This is a genomic window from Polynucleobacter sp. JS-Safj-400b-B2 (assembly GCF_018881975.1).
Taxonomy (GTDB): domain Bacteria; phylum Pseudomonadota; class Gammaproteobacteria; order Burkholderiales; family Burkholderiaceae; genus Polynucleobacter.
Genome location: NZ_JACVPJ010000017.1, coordinates 1 through 17,890, shown reverse-complemented (window position 1 = coordinate 17,890; position 17,890 = coordinate 1). Strand labels below are relative to the sequence as shown.

Annotated in this window: 9 protein-coding genes and 1 pseudogene; 6 read left to right on the top strand and 4 right to left on the bottom strand. The window is 46.0% G+C overall.

Annotated features, from left to right (window positions below; translation table 11 throughout):
- The first annotated feature begins 64 nt into the window (after positions 1–64).
- From ICN48_RS12415 to ICN48_RS12405, 3 genes are read left to right on the top strand one after another with little or no spacing between them, the layout of a single operon-like run.
- Positions 65–1,711, top strand: coding sequence for an efflux transporter outer membrane subunit (locus ICN48_RS12415; RefSeq protein ID WP_216153998.1), 1,647 nt, complete (start codon positions 65–67; stop codon positions 1,709–1,711).
- On the top strand, positions 1,708–2,958 hold the full coding sequence (locus ICN48_RS12410) for an efflux RND transporter periplasmic adaptor subunit (RefSeq protein WP_216153997.1): 1,251 nt from the start codon (positions 1,708–1,710) through the stop codon (positions 2,956–2,958). The genes ICN48_RS12415 and ICN48_RS12410 overlap by 4 nt, the downstream gene beginning before the upstream one ends.
- A gap of 2 nt (positions 2,959–2,960) precedes the next feature.
- Positions 2,961–6,110, top strand: coding sequence for an efflux RND transporter permease subunit (locus ICN48_RS12405; protein WP_216153996.1), 3,150 nt, complete (start codon positions 2,961–2,963; stop codon positions 6,108–6,110).
- A 245-nt stretch (positions 6,111–6,355) separates the two neighbouring features.
- Here the strand turns inward: ICN48_RS12405 and ICN48_RS12400 are convergent, their stop codons facing one another.
- From ICN48_RS12400 to ICN48_RS12385, 4 genes are all read right to left on the bottom strand, one after another.
- The gene (locus tag ICN48_RS12400; RefSeq protein WP_216153995.1) at positions 6,356–8,479 is read right to left on the bottom strand and encodes a M3 family metallopeptidase; all 2,124 of its coding nucleotides are present in this window, start codon (positions 8,477–8,479) and stop codon (positions 6,356–6,358) included.
- A 68-nt stretch (positions 8,480–8,547) separates the two neighbouring features.
- Positions 8,548–9,402, bottom strand: coding sequence for a bifunctional methylenetetrahydrofolate dehydrogenase/methenyltetrahydrofolate cyclohydrolase FolD (gene folD / locus ICN48_RS12395; protein WP_216153994.1), 855 nt, complete (start codon positions 9,400–9,402; stop codon positions 8,548–8,550).
- Positions 9,403–9,417: 15 nt separating this feature from the next.
- On the bottom strand, positions 9,418–10,065 hold the full coding sequence (locus ICN48_RS12390; protein WP_216153993.1) for a response regulator transcription factor: 648 nt from the start codon (positions 10,063–10,065) through the stop codon (positions 9,418–9,420).
- A 24-nt stretch (positions 10,066–10,089) separates the two neighbouring features.
- The gene (locus ICN48_RS12385; protein ID WP_216153992.1) at positions 10,090–12,612 is read right to left on the bottom strand and encodes a PAS domain-containing sensor histidine kinase; all 2,523 of its coding nucleotides are present in this window, start codon (positions 12,610–12,612) and stop codon (positions 10,090–10,092) included.
- Positions 12,613–12,816: 204 nt separating this feature from the next.
- Here ICN48_RS12385 and aceE point away from each other — a divergent pair, with 204 nt between their 5' ends.
- The 3 genes and pseudogenes from aceE to ICN48_RS12370 form a co-directional block, all read left to right on the top strand.
- On the top strand, positions 12,817–15,513 hold the full coding sequence (gene aceE, locus ICN48_RS12380; RefSeq protein ID WP_216153991.1) for a pyruvate dehydrogenase (acetyl-transferring), homodimeric type: 2,697 nt from the start codon (positions 12,817–12,819) through the stop codon (positions 15,511–15,513).
- Between the two features lie 15 nt (positions 15,514–15,528).
- A complete protein-coding gene (gene aceF / locus ICN48_RS12375; RefSeq protein WP_216153990.1) occupies positions 15,529–17,151 on the top strand; it encodes a dihydrolipoyllysine-residue acetyltransferase in 1,623 nt (540 codons plus the stop codon).
- Positions 17,152–17,161: 10 nt separating this feature from the next.
- Positions 17,162–17,770, top strand: a pseudogene (locus tag ICN48_RS12370) (biotin/lipoyl-containing protein); the annotation flags it as partial.
- Between the last annotated feature and the right edge of the window lie 120 nt (positions 17,771–17,890).

Sequence of the window (17,890 nt, the reverse complement as noted above, 5' to 3'; positions counted from 1 at the left end):
CTTTATCGGTTATTGGACTAAACTGGATTCACATTTTTTCCATTTTTGACCCCCCCTTGCGCTAATGCCTAAAAATTTAAGGCTCTCTGTAACCCTTCTCGCCAGCACTGTTTTGCTGGCGGGCTGTTTTATGGTGGGGCCTGACTTTACAAGACCCTCAGTAAAATCAGCTAATCAGTATCAGTCAACAACGCAAACTGAATTTACGGAATCTTTGGGTGAGAACTCGAACAAAATTCTGGATCCAGTGGAGTGGTGGAAGAGTTTTAATGATCCGACACTCAATGCCTTACTTAAAGAAGCTGCTTCTCAAAATCTCACGCTGCAACAAACCGCTTTAAGAATTTATCAGTTACAGGCACAGCTAGGGGTGAGTGATGCAACCATCTTGCCAACGATTGCATTGAGCAGTACTTATGCCAATACCCGCAATAGTAATTTGCAAGAAATAACCAATAACTCGGGAAATTTGACCTTCAATAACGCCGTAATTCAACTCAATTGGGAGTTAGATTTTTGGGGCAAGGCTAGGCGCGGAATTGAAAGCTCTTTGAATTCGTATTTATCGAGCGTTGCTGCTTTTTACTCGGCGGATGTTTCTTTAACTGCGGATGTCGCAAATACTTACATCAATATTCGTAACAATGAGGAGTTGATTGCTGTTGCCAAGGCCAACCTTGCGTTGCAAAAAGAAAGCTTGCGGATAGCAGGTGCGCGTTTTAAGTATGGCGCGACCTCGATGTTGGATCTAAGCCAGGCTCAGGCGCAATACGAGCAAACCAAGGCACAGATCCCCACTTTGATCGCTAATCTCAAGAAAACACAAAATGCAATGAGCATCTTATTGGGTCAGCCGCCTGATTACTATGAAAAGAAGTATGGCGATACCAAGGGCTCACTCAAGCCACCTAATGAATTAGGTGTGGGGATGCCAAGAGATTTATTGCGCCGTCGTCCAGATATCCTGCAAGCAGAATTTTCTGCAGCATCCCAATCTTCCTTGATCGGTGTCAATAAGGCCCTGCTGTTTCCGACCTTTACCTTGGGCGGTACCTTTGGTTATGCGACCTCGAATTTCGGTCCCACGAGTTCAGGAAGTCTATTTAGCTGGGGTAATAACTCCACCGGCATTTCTGCAGGACTTTATTTACCGTTATTTTATCGAGGTGCATTGGTAGATCAGGTGCGCGTACAGGATGCTGTGTTTCAACAAAGTATTTTGGCATATCAAAATTTGGTCTTGAATGCGCAAAAAGAAGTTGAAGATTCGCTGGTGACGATTTCAACTTCTAAGAGCGCTGTAGTAGACTACAGCCGCGCCGTGATTGCTGCCAAGAGCGCTGCAGATATGGCCTTAGGACGCTACATAGCGGGTCAAAATGACTACAACACCGTGATTGTTGCTCAGCAATCTTTATTGAATATTCAAAGCTCTTTAGTGCAAACCAAGTCGAATGAGCTGGTTGGATATGTTGGTGCATTTAAGGCGCTCGGCGGCGGTTGGTCTGCGGAAATGACGCCGCCCAAATTACCTGAAATGATGGTTGCCGAGATGACCGACCGCACAGATTGGGGCAATGTACTTACGAAGACTGGTGAACCGTTTAATGTCCAAGCGGGCAAGTTCCTTCTGCCGAATCAATCGCTACCTGCTGAAGGAGTAGCGCCAATGAAATCAACAACTCCGACTCAGGGAAGTGCTGCGCCATGAAAGACCTCTTACTAAAAGCCAAACTTTTACTAACGGAACTATGGGGTCATCTGCAGCCTTTTTGGACTTCATTATTGTCACGTTGGAATGCTCTCTTAACAAAGCTAAGCACGGTTGATATCCCATTCCTAAAAAAGAAGCTGTCTCCAAGGACTATTGGTATATCCATCGTCGTCTTAATTGCGATCATTGCTCTAGTCTTCCTTAAGTCCTGCGGTAAAACCACAACAAAACCACCAATACCAGTTACTACCGCCTTGCCGCTCTCTCAGGAAATTCGCAGCTTTGCCACTTTTGATGGTGTGGTTGATCCTTATCTGACGGTCAACTTAGATGCCCGAGTTAAAGGCTACCTCACCAAAATTGGGTTTGCAGATGGCACCATGGTGAAAAAGGGTGACCTGTTGTTTGTGATTGAACAGGACCAATATATCCAAGAAGTGAATTTGAAAAAGGCTATTTACGACGAAGCAAAGATCGAATACGGGCGTCAAAAATCGTTACTGAAAGAAAACGCGACCTCTCAAGCAGCCGTAGATAAAGCCTTGTCGCAGTACCAACAGTCCGAGGCGAACTTAACGCTCGCAAAGATCAATTTAGGCTATACCGAAATTAGAGCGCCATTTGATGGGCTGATGGGTCGGCACTTATTAGATGTCGGAACGTATTTGGACACTACTTCAAAAGGGGTGAAGTTGGCAACGATCCAACAGATTTCACCTATTTATGTTTATTTCTCAGTCAATGAGCGGGAATTCTTGAAGTTTGAGGAAATCGATAAAAATGCAGACAAGAAATCTAATGTAAATACCTTGCCAGTTTTTGCTGGGCTTCAAAATGAGAAAGGCTATCCTCATGAAGGAGTCCTTGATTATGCGGCCAATTTAATCTCCACAGAAACCGGCTCCCTTCAATTGCGCGGGATCTTCTTGAATGAGAATTATTCATTAATACCTGGACTATATGCGCGGGTCATGGCGCAATATGGCAAACCCAGACAGGCTTTATTGGTTCCTGTAACCGCCACCTTGAATGATCAAGTCGGCGATTATGTGTATGTTTTAGATGAATTAAAGCAGGCGCAACGTCAGCCGATTAAACTTGGACAGCGTTTTGAAAAGTATGTTGAAGTGACAGAAGGCTTAACAGCCTCAAGCCAAGTGGTGATTAACGGCTTCATTAATATAAGCGTGAATCAAGTGACTAATCCCAAAGCAGTAACGCTTGAAGCAATGATCCTGAAATAATCATGCTCTCTAAATTTTTTATCGAACGGCCGGTAATGGCCAACGTGATTGCGCTGTTGATGCTGCTGATTGGGGGAGTTTGTATTTTTGGCTTACCGATCTCGCAATACCCCAATATCGTACCGCCTACTATTCAGGTCACCACAAGTTATCCTGGCGCTAGTGCTACCTTAGTGCAGCAATTGGTAGCAAGTAATATTGAAACTCAAGTCAATGGCGTTGATGGCATGCTCTATATGGAGTCTACCTCTACGGATACGGGAACTTACACGCTGACAGTCACGTTTCAAGTGGGTACTGATCCTGACTTAGCGCAAGTCAACGTGCAGAACCGAGTGGCAATCGCTCTGCCTGCCCTGCCGCAAGCAGTACAAAAGCAGGGGGTCACCACTAAAACACAGTCCACGGCAATTTTGCAGTTTGTCACGTTGACCTCTACCAATCCTGAGCAGAATGGATTATTTTTAAGTAACCTTGCAAATCTCCAGTTACAACAGCGTTTAGCCCGCATACCTGGTGTAGCGGCAGCCAATGTGTTTGGTGTGGGAAATTACAGTATGCGGATTTGGCTAGATCCCGCGCAGCTGAAGATGCGGAATCTCATGCCAAGTGATGTGATTGCCATCATCAATAAACAAAATGTATTACTGACTGCTGGTCAGACGGGAGCACCCCCTACACCGCTTGGTCAAGATTTTCAATTCACGCTCAATGTGACGAGTGCTATGACAACGCCAGAGCAGTTCGGCAGAATCGTTATAAAGACAGGAAGTAAATCCGATATTACTTACTTAAGGGATATCGCGAGAATTGAAATGGGTAGCCAAAACTATAACCAGTTCTTTAAAATCAATGAGAGCCCCGCAGGTGGAATAGCCATCTATCAAATGCCAGGGGCCAACGCTTTGGCCGTCGCCCAGGCTGTTCGTGGGGAGATGGAAAAAATCGCTAAGACACTCCCCAAGGGAGTGTCTTGGGATATTCCATTTGATACCACCATGTTCGTGCAAGCGTCAATTCATGAGGTATATAAAACCCTCTATGAAGCCGGTATCTTGGTGTTAATTGTTATTCTGATATTCCTGCAAAACTGGCGCGCTACCTTAGTGCCTGCCACTACAGTGCCCGTCACAATTATTGGCGCTTTTGCTGCCATGGCTGCATTGAGTTTTTCAATTAACCTCATGACCTTGTTTGCGATTGTGTTGTGTATTGGTATTGTGGTCGACGATGCTATTGTGGTGGTTGAGGCAGTCTCCAAAAAAATTGAAGATGGCGAAGCACCTAGGCAAGGTGCAATTGACGCTATGACCCAATTGATGGGCCCGATTATTGGTATTACCTTGGTATTGATGGCAGTTTTTATTCCCGCTTCCTTTATTTCTGGGATCACTGGGCAAATGTATCGCCAATTTGCCTTAGTTATTGCCGCTACCGCATTGATTAGCGGTATTAATGCGATCACCTTAAAGCCAACTCAATCTGCACAGTATTTAAGGCCTGTTGATCCAAATGCGGTCAAAAATAAGTTTTATCAAAAGTTTGATGAATACTTTAATCGCCTTGCTAATTGGTATGAGCATCAACTACATAAGTTGATGGATAACCGTAAAAAGGCAGTCTTATTTGGAACTACGATCATTGCTGCCTCTCTCATTGGCCTCTCACTAACTCCCTCTGGGTTTATTCCAAACGAGGATCAAGGTTATCTACTCGTATCAGTCACTTTGCCTGATGCCGCATCGTTGCAAAGAACTGAAGATGGTATTAAGAAGGCCGTTGCTGTTTTGCAAAAGATCCCTGGTGTTGACAATGTAGTCGTGATTGGTGGAATCAACCTCATCAACAACAATACCTCACAGTCGAATTCAGGAGCTCTCTATGTCATTATGAAAAAATGGGGTGACCGCGGAAAAGGCGAGGGCTTGCTCGATATTTACAACGCCATGAATGCGGGTCTGCAGCAGGTGCAAGAGCTTAAGTCCTTTGTACTTTTACCTCCTGCCATTCCAGGCCTCGGTTTATCTGGTGGTTTTTCTATGAGACTCATGCTTACCGATGGTAGTAATAGTTTTGCAAAATTGGATGCGGCTGCAAAGCAATTTATCAGTGAGGCTGAAAAATTTCCAGAGGTCAGGGCGATCTTTACACCATTTCAAAATAATGTCCCACAACTCAAGCTCACGTTCAATATTGGCCGTGCTGAAACGGTAGGTGTTGCGATTGGAGATGCCTATGATGTCTTGCAGTCCTATGTTGGCTCGACCTATGTCAATCAATTTTTTACGTACGGTCAAACCTATCAGGTATATGTACAGGCTGATGGAAAGTACCGAATGACTCCAGATCAGATCAGCCGTTTGTATGTGAGAAATAAGATCGGCGATATGGTTCCCTTAGGATCTTTTATCGATATTGAAGAAGTCAATGGACCTCCGTTTGTAACACAGTTCCAGCTATATCCTTCTGCCGCTGTTTTGGGTGCTGCAAATGAGGGTTATAGCTCAGGGCAGGTAATGCAGGTGTTAGAAAAGCTGGCTACAGAAACGCTGCCAACTGGCATTGCCTTTCAGTGGGAGGGGATGTCCTATCAAGAAAAGTTGGTAGGCAATACCGTGATCTTGATTTTTGGGCTATCTATCTTATTGGTCTACCTTGTTTTAGCTGCTCAATATGAAACTTGGGTTGCACCATTATCGGTTTTGACGGCCGTTCCTCTTTCGTTATCGGGGCCCGTACTAGCACTTACGTTCACTGGCATTCCCAACAACATTTACGTGCAGATTGGTTTGGTCTTAATGATTGCCCTCTCTTGTAAAAACTCCATCTTGATCGTGGAGGTTGCGCTCGAGTGCAAACAAAAAGGGATGAGTTTGGTTGACTCTGCTTTAGAGGCATCTAAGGTGCGTTTTAGAGCAATTACGATGACATCGATTGCATTTATCTTAGGCGTTATGCCCTTAATATTTTCTACTGGTGCAGGAGCTGCAGCGCGGGTTTCTCTCGGGGTCACGGTTTTTAGCGGCATGATTGCTTCGACCTGTTTAGCAGTGGCACTTGTACCTATTTTCTTTGTAGAAATTGAAACTTTCTTTGAGAATAGGGCGAAGAAAAAGACAGGGCAACCGGGTAGCTATGGCGATACAGCCTAACAATATTATTTAAGTGATGATCCGCGGAATCCAGATGCGAGTTGGTTATATTGCTATGCCATCATTTGCCTCAAGATTGAATGATCTGGAGATTGTGGAAATTACAAGCTATGTCAGATCAAGCTGGGGAAATGGGTCCTCTCCCAACACCACTAAAGCCCTGGTAGAGAAAATTAGGGCGAACCTTGGGCTCTAATACAGCTATCTGACTTGTGGGTTGGGTGAGATTTAAATATATGCCTGATTTAAGCCAAACCACCATGCCTTAATAAGGCATCAATGCTTGGCTCTCTGCCCCTAAAAGCTTTGAAGGATTCAGCTGCAGGGCGGCTGCCACCAACCTCTAAAATCTCTTCGCGATAACGAGCGCCAGTCTTTTCATCTAAGACGCTGCCTGTAAGTTTTGCCGCCTCTTCAAAAGCTGAGTAGACGTCGGCTGATAACACCTCTGCCCACTTATAGCTGTAGTAGCCCGCTGCATAGCCACCTGCAAAGATATGGCTAAAGGTATTGATCCAGCGTGAGATCTTGGGTTGTGGAATGACATTAAATTGATCTGCAATGGATCTAGATAGATCGAGCACCGCTTGGCCTTGGGCATTCTTTGCATCAAAGCTCGCATGCAAACGCCAATCCGTTAATGACATCACAATTTGCCGTAAGGTCATGTAGCCATTCTGGAAGTTCTTGGCGGCGAGGATTTTGTCAAACAATTCACGAGGGAGTGGTTTGCCTGTTTCGGCATGTGCTGTCATTTTTTCTAAGACCTCCCATTCCCAGCAGAAGTTTTCCATAAACTGACTTGGCAACTCTACGGCATCCCACTCAACACCATTAATGCCAGATACACCTAAGGCACTAACTTGAGTTAAGAGGTGATGCAAACCATGACCACTTTCATGAAAGAGGGTGATCACATCATCATGAGTAATGGTGGGCTGGCGTAAAACACCATCTACCTTAACTGGCGGTGCAAAGTTGCATACTAAGTAGGCTACGGGGACCTGAATCTCGCCATTAGGCAATACTCTGCGGCCACGAGCATCATCCATCCATGCGCCACCACGCTTACCAGGGCGAGCATAAGGGTCTAGGTAAAAGTAAGCCACGATATTGCCTTTGGCATTCTTGACTGAGAAAGACTGAACATCTGTATGCCACGTGGGTAAATCTGCCGCTTCTATCTTGACGCCAAACAAAGTTTGAATGACTTGGAAGAGACCATCCAATACCTTGGGTAGAGGGAAGTATTGCTTGAGTTCATTCTCAGAAAAAGAGTAGCGCTCTTGCTTCAATCTTTCTGAAGCAAAGGCAACATCCCATGGCTCCAATCCATCAACAATAGATAGTTCAGTCTTGGCAAATTCAGATAACTCTTGCCAATCCTTTAATGCAAATGGTTTGGCCTTTTGGGCGAAATTGGTTAAAAAAGAATCAACCTCCTCAACGCTGCTTGCCATCTTAGGCGCCAAGCTTAGAGCGGCATAGTTTTTAAAGCCCAGCATGCGCGCTTCTTCATCACGCAGTCTTAACTGTTCCAACATATTTTGTGTATTGTCCCAATCTAATTTGCCCTTAGCAAACTCGGGTGCCAGTTCAGAAGCTCGAGTTACATAGGCCTCATACATCAGGCGACGTAAAGCCCGGTTTTCTGAATACTGCATCACTGGGTAATAAGAAGGGAAGTGCAGTGTAAATGCCCAGCCTTGCAAGTTCTTCTGCTGGGCAGTATCTGCAGCAGCAATGGCATCTTCAGGTAGGCCGACTAACTCTGCTTGATCAGTTATCAAATGAACAAAGCTATCGGTGGCATCTAAAACATGATCTGAAAAAGCCTTGCCTAATGTTGCTTGTTCATCCTGAATTTGAGAAAAGCGGGGCTTATCTGCATCGCTAAGCTCTGCACCACCCAAACGAAAATCTCTTAGGGAGTTTTCAATCACTTTCTTCTGTGCTGAACTTAGTTTTGAAAAGCCAGGAGCCTTGCTTAATTCTTTAAACTTTTTGTAGAGCTCTAAATTCTGTCCCAAGCTCGAAAAGAAAGCGGTGACCTTGGGCAACATCTCACCATACGCAACACGCAACTCTGGTGTATCAGCAACACTATTGAGATGAGAGATTACACCCCAAGATCTGCCTAAAGATTCTGTAGCATCCTCCAGGGGTTCGGCCAAGCAATCCCAGGTAGATGGAGTGCTTGGATTAAGGGCTAGATCAACTGCATCTTGCGCATGCTTGAGGAGATATTCAATCGCAGGTGCAATGTGCTCGGGCTTGACTTCTAAATAGGCGGCGATGCCACGCCCAAAAGTGGTCAGAGGGTTGTTTTGTAGTTCAGCGGGGAGGCTATTTGTGAGAGATGTAGTCATCCCTCTAGCTTAATGGACTGGGAGCAATTTTGCCAAAAGTCCCAGTTAAAGCCTTATTGCCCAGTTGCTTAATGCTTTGCGGCCTTTTCAGCAGCTTCTAGGGTATTCATGAGCAGCATAGTGATGGTCATTGGACCAACACCACCAGGAACCGGGGTAATCCAGCCGGCTACATATTTGGCAGTATCAAAATCCACATCACCACAAAGCTTGCCGTCTGGCAGGCGGTTGATTCCAACGTCAATGACAACCGAGCCGTTCTTCACCATATCTCCGGAGATCATTTTGGGTTTGCCTGTGGCAACCACCAAAATATCGGCATCTTTTGTATGGTGGGACAAGTCACGTGTCTTGCTATTGCAGATAGTCACAGTTGCACCGGCTTGCAATAGCAGCATTGCCATTGGCTTGCCTACAATATTAGAGGCACCAACAATCACTGCACGAGCACCCCGAATCGGATATTCAATACTTTCCAGAATCTTCATGCATCCATAGGGAGTGCATGGCTTGAACTCTGGTTGGCCGACCATCAGGGCGCCAGCATTTGCAACGTGAAAGCCATCTACATCTTTTTCTGGGGCAATCGCCTCAAGAACACGCTCAGAGGCAATATGTTCAGGCAAAGGGAGTTGTACCAAAATCCCATGTATTGCAGGATCCGCATTGAGGGTTGCAATACGGGCAAGTAATTCTTCTTCGCCAAGTTCAGCAGAGTAGCGCTCTAAAACAGAATGAAAACCAACATCTTCACAGGCTTTCACTTTGTTGCGGACATAAACTGCACTAGCAGGGTTGTCACCAACCACAATCACTGCTAGACCAGGTCTTGTACCTTTGGCCGTAACAATGGCACCACGTGCAGCAATTTCGGTGCGCAGTTTTTTAGAAAGGGCGTTTCCGTCTAATAATTGTGCTGGCATTGAGAACCCCAGTAATTAATTAGGCTGAGGATCAGATAAAGCCAAGCGGAGCAGGTCTGCAACCGTATTGACGTTGAGCTTTTCCATGATGTTGGCACGGTGCGCCTCAACAGTCTTAATGGAAATGCCAAGATCATCAGCAATTTGTTTATTGAGACGACCAGCAACAATACGCTCTAGAACTTGGCGCTCACGCCCAGTCAACTTGCCGAGCAAGCTTTGGGTAATCTTGCGCTGACTAGCTTGTGAATAGTCGATACGTGCTTTGGCAAGCATGCGATCCACTAAACCACAAAGATCATTTTCTTTAAAAGGCTTTTCAATGAAATCTACCGCACCACGTTTCATGGTGGAGACTGCCATTGAGACATCCCCATGACCAGTAATGAAAGCAACTGGCATTGGTAAATTTTCACTCGTGAGACGCTCTTGTAATTCGAGACCAGACATACCAGGCATACGCACATCCAAAATGGCGCAAGAAATAGTGGACTTATCGGTGCTTTGCAAAGACTGCAAGAAGCGTTCTGCGCTTGCATGGCAACGTACAACGTAACCATTACTTTCTAAGAGCCAAGTCAGCGAGTCTCTGACTGCTTCATCATCATCAACTACATAGACCACTTCAGCTTGGTTCGGTTTTGCAGCAGCGCTTAAGTTCATATCAGTTCTCGTGAGGTAAATCCGTTAAACATTGGCCTTGGGTTGCGTCGGCTCCAGGGGTAGAAGTATTGTAAAGGTGCAGCCCGCCAGCTTAGTCTGTTCTGAGTCTTGGACGTTGGTAGCCCATAGCCTGCCATGGTGGGATTCAATAATAGAACGGCAAATATTGAGTCCCATGCCCATTCCATCGGATTTTGTGCTGAAAAATGGCTCAAACATGCGTTCCAGTACGTTTTCAGAGATACCGCCCCCGGTATCAGTAACTTGGATTCGGAGCATGGCTGGGAAAATACTGGTGTCTAAGTCCGCGCTAATCCGCACTGGTGGCGCCGACCAACGGGAGGAGAGGGGGTAAGCCTCTCGCACGCTATCTAGGGCATTTTTGAGCAAATTGACTACAACTTGCAAGATTAGTACGGGGTCGAGATTGACTACCGGTAGATTCTCAGCAATTTCAGAGGTGATAGTTAAGCGGTGTCGATGGGCTTCAATTTCAACTAAGCCGACGGCATCATTAATAATTTCAGCAACATTCGATTCTTTGCGTTGTGGCTCACTACGCTTTACAAAGCCGCGAATGCGTTGAATGATGGTACCCGCTCGATGCGCCTGTTCGGCAGCTTTCTCGAGAGCGGGCAAAATTTCTTTGTTCATCACAGGGTCTAAACTGCCCTCTAAACGTTTTGCAACACCCATACAGTAGTTTGAAATCGCCGAAAGAGGTTGGTTTAGTTCATGGGCTAAAGAAGAAGCCATTTCGCCCATCGTAGTGAGGCGGCTTGTAAACTGCATACGTTCTTGTTGTTGCTGAACCAAATCATCAGCTTCTTTACGAGCAGTAATGTCGGTGGCAATTAATAATTGCGCAAGATGTCCGTCAACCCACGGGATAAAGCGACGTCTAACTTCAAACCATTGATTGCTTTCATCACTTAACTGAACTTCTTCTGACTCGGATTCTTGATACAGGAATGGCGTTGGAATTCCCGGAGGGGAATCCTCTAGATCTTCTGCGATATCTCTCAATGTCATATTGCTAGAATCGCTGCCCGCCAACTGATAGTGGCCTTTAGAGTCATCACCAAAGCGCTCTCGATAAAAACGATTGGCAAAGAGTAGGGCATTCGTTTCTAGTGAGACTACTGACACGGCTGCATCTAGACTCTCTAGAACAGTGGTAAAGCGCTCTTGAGAGGCAGCCAATTCTTCACGAATCTTTTTAGGTTCTGAAATATCAATCAGGGAGGTAACCCAACCAGTCTGCTTATCTTTTTCATTAATCAGCGGAGCGATAAAAGTACGCGTCTGTATTAAGGTGCCGTCCCGTTTTAAGATCGCACCTTCAATGCCAACCCTCATCATGAGGCTGAGGTCTGATTGCATTGCCCGATTCATTTTCTCTACCAACTCATCTCTTCTGCTATCGGGCCAAAATGGAAATGGCGGGGTGAGGCCTATTAATTCTTCTGCTGTCCAGCCCGTCATTTCACAAAAGGCTCGATTCACGTAGGTAATGCGCTTTTGCATATCGTGCGCACGAATACCTACTGGAGTGGAGTTCTCCATGGCATTACGAAATCTTGTTTCTGCACGCAGACTTGCCTCAGCCTCTTGACGAACTTGCATCTGCTTGAGAACCGACCATAGACTCCAAACCACAAATGCACTCAAGCCAATAACAACCCCGATCAACATTCTGAAGGTAAGATTAGTTGGCGGAGGATAGGTATCTATCCGCAAAGTGAGGTTAGGGCTTAAGACTCCAATATCCAAACTAGTCTGATTACTAAATGCTCTTTTGGGAGTATCTTTATCAGAAGAAATACCCAATACCCTTTCGTTATCCGTTAGTAGGGTGAAGCGGTAATTTGATTTCAGCTCCCCTGGAATCACATCTAATATGCCTTGGGTGGTATAGAGTGCCGCCAAGAACCCAACAATTTCTCCACCAACAATATTGGGGACCACTTGCCACAAAACGATTCTTCTCTCTGTGGAGATCGGTTCGTCGCTCGGTAGGTTTAAGGATACAAATTGACTAAAGGCTGCCCGACTAGTTACGCGGCTAAGCTCGATGGTTGATGAAAGGCTGGAATTAATGAGCTGGTCATTTTGGGTTTTATCAATCCAATCGGATTTACCAATTTCAGCTGGGACAACCCATTCACGCTGGTTGTTATTGTTTAGCCATATGATCTTTACTATCTCGTGATTATTCATCACCAGATCTTCTACTTGCTCGCGAGCAATTTGTCTTAACTTGATCTGATCTTCGCTGGCTGCCACTTCTCGATTAATAGTGGTTAATGCTTCTAGATTGCTAGCGAAACGCGTTTGAATACGTTGCTTGGCAAATGAGAGTTCTCTAAATAGGGCTGCCTCTTGCTGGTTCTTTTCCTGGAGATGCAGGGTACCCAAAATAACGCCCATCACCGCAGTAAATAGAACGATCGCAAGTAGCGGGGTGTAAACAATCCTAAATCCGCGTATTTTGCGGAGCCATCTGATAGGGTTAAGGATTAGTCCGGAAAAGGCCGTTTTTTTCATGAATAAGACGATTTTGCCTTATTTGCCCCTTTTGAAATGCAATTTTGTAGTCTATGCAGCTACTTATTTGCAGTGCAATAAATTACCACATTATGAGAAATACTATCATTATGTGGAAAATTGCTTGTTTACACCCATATACCTTCCTAGAATATTGCCTATAGAGTTAATGACAAATTACGCACTATTAAATGGAGACAAAAGATGGCAGCAGTTCCAGACCAAATATTAGGTAAACAGAATGCCCAGGATGCTGATCCAGGAGAAACTCAAGAATGGTTGCAAGCGCTAGATGGCGTTATTCGCAACGAAGGTCCTGAGAGAGCTGCCTATCTAATAGATCAACAAATTTCTCATGCACGTGTAAACGGAGTAGTGCAGCCTTTCCATGCTGAGACTCCATACATCAATACTATTCCTGTTGAAAACCAAGCACGTTTGCCTGGTGATCAAAACGTAGAGCACCGCATTCGTTCATATACTCGTTGGAATGCCATGGCGATGGTTCTGCGTGCAAACAAAGATACGAACGTTGGCGGACATATCTCTTCATTTCAGTCAGCAGCGACTTTGTATGACGTTGGGTTTAATCATTTCTGGCATGCGCCATCTCCAGAGCATGGCGGAGATTTAATATTTGTTCAGGGTCACTCAGCGCCAGGTGTGTATGCGCGTGCATACATGTTGGGTCGCCTCGAAGAAGGTCAACTCAATAACTTCCGCCAAGAAGTAGGCGGTAAAGGTATCTCTAGCTATCCACATCCTTGGTTGATGCCAGACTTCTGGCAGTTCCCAACAGTGTCGATGGGCCTAGGCCCCATCATGGCGATTTATCAAGCTCGCTTTATGAAGTACCTCACTGATCGTGGGTTTATTCAGGAGCAGGGCCGTAAAGTTTGGGCTTTCTTGGGCGACGGTGAAACTGACGAACCAGAATCATTAGGCGCGATTGGCATGGCCGGCCGTGAAAAACTCGATAACCTAATTTTTGTTGTCAACTGTAACTTGCAGCGCTTAGATGGACCGGTGCGCGGCAATGGCAGCATTATTCAAGAGCTCGAGAGCGAGTTCCGTGGTGCAGGTTGGAATGTCATCAAAGTAGTTTGGGGCGGTCAGTGGGACGCTCTTTTTGCTCGTGACAAGAAGGGTATCTTGATGCAGCGCCTGGGCGAGATCGTCGATGGTCAGTATCAGACTATGAAGTCTAAGAACGGTAGCTACGTTCGCGAGACAGTGTTCAATACTCCAGAATTAAAAGCTTTAGTCAGCGACTGGAGTGATGATGAGATTTGGCAACTCAATCGTGGAGGTCATGATCCTCATAAGGTATACGCAGCATTTCATGCAGCGGTAAATCATAAGGAGCAACCTACGGTAATCCTAGCCCATACTATTAAAGGTTATGGCATGGGTGGCTCTGGTGAGGCGATGAATATTGCTCACCAAGCGAAGAAAATGAATGACGACGACGTACGTCGCTTCCGTGATCGCTTTGAGATTCCGGTAAAAGATGAGCAGTTAGACGAAATGCCTTTGGTAAAGTTTGCTGAAGGTAGCCCTGAATTAGAGTACATGAAGGCGCGTCGTCAAGAATTGGGCGGTTATTTGCCACAGCGTCGCACTAAAGCTGAGAGCTTACCGGTACCAGCATTGGATGTATTTACGCCATTGCTTGAGGCAACCAGTGAAGGCCGTGAGATTTCAACCACCATGGCATTCGTACGTATTCTCAATACAGTAGTACGCGATAAGGTTTTAGGTAAGCGTGTAGTTCCAATTGTTCCGGACGAGTCCCGTACCTTTGGTATGGAAGGTATGTTCCGTCAACTCGGTATTTGGAATCAATTGGGTCAGCTTTACACGCCAGAAGATCACGATCAATTGATGTTCTACAAAGAGGACAAGACCGGTCAAATTCTGCAAGAGGGTATTAATGAAGCTGGTGGTATGTGCGACTGGATCGCTGCAGCAACTTCATACTCTACTCATGGCGTACCGATGTTGCCTTTCTATATCTTCTACTCCATGTTTGGTTTCCAGCGTATTGGTGACTTAGCTTGGGCGGCAGGTGATATGCGTAGTCGTGGCTTCTTGCTCGGTGGTACGGCTGGTAGAACCACCTTGAATGGCGAAGGCTTGCAACACGAAGATGGCCATAGCCATCTGTGGAGTGGTGCAGTTCCAAACTGTATCAGCTATGACCCAACCTTCTCATTCGAATTGGCGGTAGTGATTCAGGATGGTATGCGTCGCATGCTAGAAGTTCAGGAAGACGTTTACTACTACGTTACTTTGATGAATGAAAACTACTCACACCCAGCAATGCCTAAGGGTGCCGAGAAAGACATCATCAAGGGTATGTACAAGCTCAAGTCAGTTGGCGATGACAAGGCAAAACTACGCGTACAACTTTTAGGTTCAGGAACTATCTTCCGTGAAGTGATTGAAGCGGCAGAGATTCTTCATAAAGACTGGGGCATTTCTTCTGACTTGTGGGGTTGCCCAAGCTTTACTGAGCTAGGTCGTGATTGGACTGCGGTTCACCGTAGCAATCTGTTGAACCCAAGCGCTGCGCCAGCCTTATCTCATGTCGAGAAGTGCTTGAAAGATACTTCAGGCCCAATCGTTGCGGCTACTGACTATGTCCGTTTGTTTGCTGAACAGATTCGTCCAGCGATTCAGCATATGGGTCGTCGCTACGAAGTCTTGGGTACTGACGGCTTTGGTCGTTCGGATACTCGTGAAAAACTCCGTGACTTCTTTGAAGTAGATCGCCGTTGGGTAGTTCTGACTGCCTTGAGATCTTTGGTTGACTCTGGTCAGCTTGATCGTTCCAAGTTGGCTGAAGCGATTAAGAAATACGACATCGATGCTACTAAACCAAACCCAATGACGGTTTGATAAGAGATAAATACTATGAGTCAAATTATTGAAATCAAAGTCCCAGATATCGGCGACTACAAGGATGTGCCGGTCATCGAAGTCTTGGTTAAGGCTGGTGATAAGGTGGAGAAGGAACAATCTATCGTTGTGCTTGAGTCTGACAAGGCAACAATGGACGTTCCTTCATCACACTCAGGGATTGTGAAAGAAGTCAAAGTTAAAGTAGGAGATAACCTCTCTGAAGGATCTTTGGTAATCACTTTGGAAGAGGGTGCCGCAGCTTCTACTCCAGCACCTCCACCAGTAGCGAGTGCTCCTGCACAAGCTCCTACAGTTGCTAGTGCCAGCGCTACTAGTAGTGCTCCAATTGAAATCAAAGTCCCAGATATCGGCGACTACAAGGATGTGCCGGTCATCGAAGTCTTGGTTAAGGCTGGTGATAAGGTGGAGAAGGAACAATCTATCGTTGTGCTGGAGTCTGATAAAGCCACGATGGATGTCCCCTCTTCACATTCCGGCATCGTCAAAGAAGTCAAAGTTAAAGTAGGAGACAACCTCTCTGAAGGATCAGTAGTTGTGATCCTGGAAGGTGGGGCATCGGGCTCTACACCCGCACCTGCCGCACCAGCAGCGATGTCGGCTCCTGTAGCTCCAGCGGCCAAGGCTGTTGAACCGCCAATCGCACGTGCCCCAGCACCTCCTCCTATTAGTAATACACCTCCACAAGTAGATGCTGCAGCAAGTCATGCAAGTCCATCTGTGCGTAAGTTTGCACGCGAACTGGGTGTCACCATTAATCAGGTCAAGGGATCTGGCCCTAAAGGTCGCATTACCCAAGAGGATGTCCAGGCATTTGTGAAGGCCGCAATGAGTGGTGGCGCAGGTAGTCCTGCAGCTGCTTCGGCTGGTGGCAGTTTAGGCGGCTTGAATTTAATTCCTTGGCCGAAAGTGGATTTCACAAAGTTTGGTGAGATCGAGCGTCAGCCACTCAATCGTATTAAGAAGCTCACAGCAGCTAATTTGGGTCGTAACTGGGTGATGATCCCGGCTGTGACTTATCACGAAGATGCTGATATTACAGATTTAGAGGCATTCCGCGTTCTCACCAATAAAGAGAATGAGAAGAAGGGTGTCAAGATTACGATGCTCGCTTTCTTGATGAAAGCCGCAGTAGCTGCCCTGAAAAAATATCCAGAGTTCAATAGCTCGTTGGATGGTGATGATCTAATCTTGAAGAAATACTTCAATATTGGTTTTGCGGCAGATACCCCAACTGGATTAGTTGTGCCAGTCATTAAAGATGTGGATAAGAAAGGCATCTTTGAGTTAGCTAAAGAAACTTCAGAGTTAGCTGCTCTTGCACGCGATGGAAAATTAAAGCCAGACCAAATGCAGGGCGCTAGTTTTACGATCTCCTCTCTAGGCGGAATTGGCGGTACATATTTCTCACCAATCGTGAATGCTCCAGAAGTTGCCATTTTGGGTGTGAGTAAAGCTGCTATGAAGCCGGTTTGGGATGGCAAGCAATTTGTACCACGCCTTATTTGCCCATTGTCCCTTTCTGCAGATCATCGCGTGATTGACGGTGCCTTAGCTACGCGTTTTAACGTGTACATTGCTCAGCTCTTGGCCGACTTCCGTCGCGCCAGTCTGTAAGGGAGGATCTATGGCTAAGCAAACGATCCTTGTTCCAGATATTGGAGACTATGCAGATGTACCTGTAATCGAAGTGCTGATTAAAGTGGGTGATGTCATTGAAAAAGAGCAGCCACTATTAGTGCTCGAATCTGATAAAGCCACCATGGAAGTTCCAGCCGATGCTGCAGGTACTGTTATCAGTATTGCAGTCAAGCTTGGAGATAAAGTGAGCAAAGGTTCTGTGATTGCGGAGATTGAGGCTAGTGGTGCAGCGCCTGCACCTCAACCGGCTCCAGCAGCAAAACCTGCCGCACCAGCGGCCCCTGCTCCAGTAGCAGGTCAGTACAGCGGTAAGGTCGATCATGAATGTGAAGTACTTGTTCTCGGTGCGGGCCCCGGTGGTTATAGTGCAGCGTTTCGCAGTGCTGACTTAGGCATGAATACAGTGTTGGTGGAGCGCTATCCAACCTTGGGTGGTGTTTGCTTGAACGTCGGCTGTATTCCATCAAAAGCATTGCTGCACACAACTTCAGTCATGGATGAAGTTAAAACCATGGCTAAGCATGGTATTACTTTCGGCGCACCCAAGATTGAGATTGATCAATTGCGTGGGTACAAAGAATCCGTGATTGCTAAGGAAGCGCAGATTAAATCAAAATTAGCCTGAAGAGCGCCGCAAAAATATCCCCATATTTAATTTTTACGAAGACAGTCTGATTTTTCTAAGATTTGGCGCTAATTTCCCTTCTCTGAGTTG

What these genes read in the sequence shown, in the direction of transcription:
- ICN48_RS12400 (WP_216153995.1), bottom strand. Translation starts at nt 8,479, where the DNA reads ATGACTACATCTCTCACAAATAGCCTCCCCGCTGAACTACAAAACAAC.
- aceE (WP_216153991.1), top strand. Translation starts at nt 12,817, where the DNA reads ATGGCAGCAGTTCCAGACCAAATATTAGGTAAACAGAATGCCCAGGAT.
- ICN48_RS12385 (WP_216153992.1), bottom strand. Translation starts at nt 12,612, where the DNA reads ATGAAAAAAACGGCCTTTTCCGGACTAATCCTTAACCCTATCAGATGG.
- aceF (WP_216153990.1), top strand. Translation starts at nt 15,529, where the DNA reads ATGAGTCAAATTATTGAAATCAAAGTCCCAGATATCGGCGACTACAAG.
- ICN48_RS12390 (WP_216153993.1), bottom strand. Translation starts at nt 10,065, where the DNA reads ATGAACTTAAGCGCTGCTGCAAAACCGAACCAAGCTGAAGTGGTCTAT.
- folD (WP_216153994.1), bottom strand. Translation starts at nt 9,402, where the DNA reads ATGCCAGCACAATTATTAGACGGAAACGCCCTTTCTAAAAAACTGCGC.
- ICN48_RS12405 (WP_216153996.1), top strand. Translation starts at nt 2,961, where the DNA reads ATGCTCTCTAAATTTTTTATCGAACGGCCGGTAATGGCCAACGTGATT.
- ICN48_RS12415 (WP_216153998.1), top strand. Translation starts at nt 65, where the DNA reads ATGCCTAAAAATTTAAGGCTCTCTGTAACCCTTCTCGCCAGCACTGTT.
- ICN48_RS12410 (WP_216153997.1), top strand. Translation starts at nt 1,708, where the DNA reads ATGAAAGACCTCTTACTAAAAGCCAAACTTTTACTAACGGAACTATGG.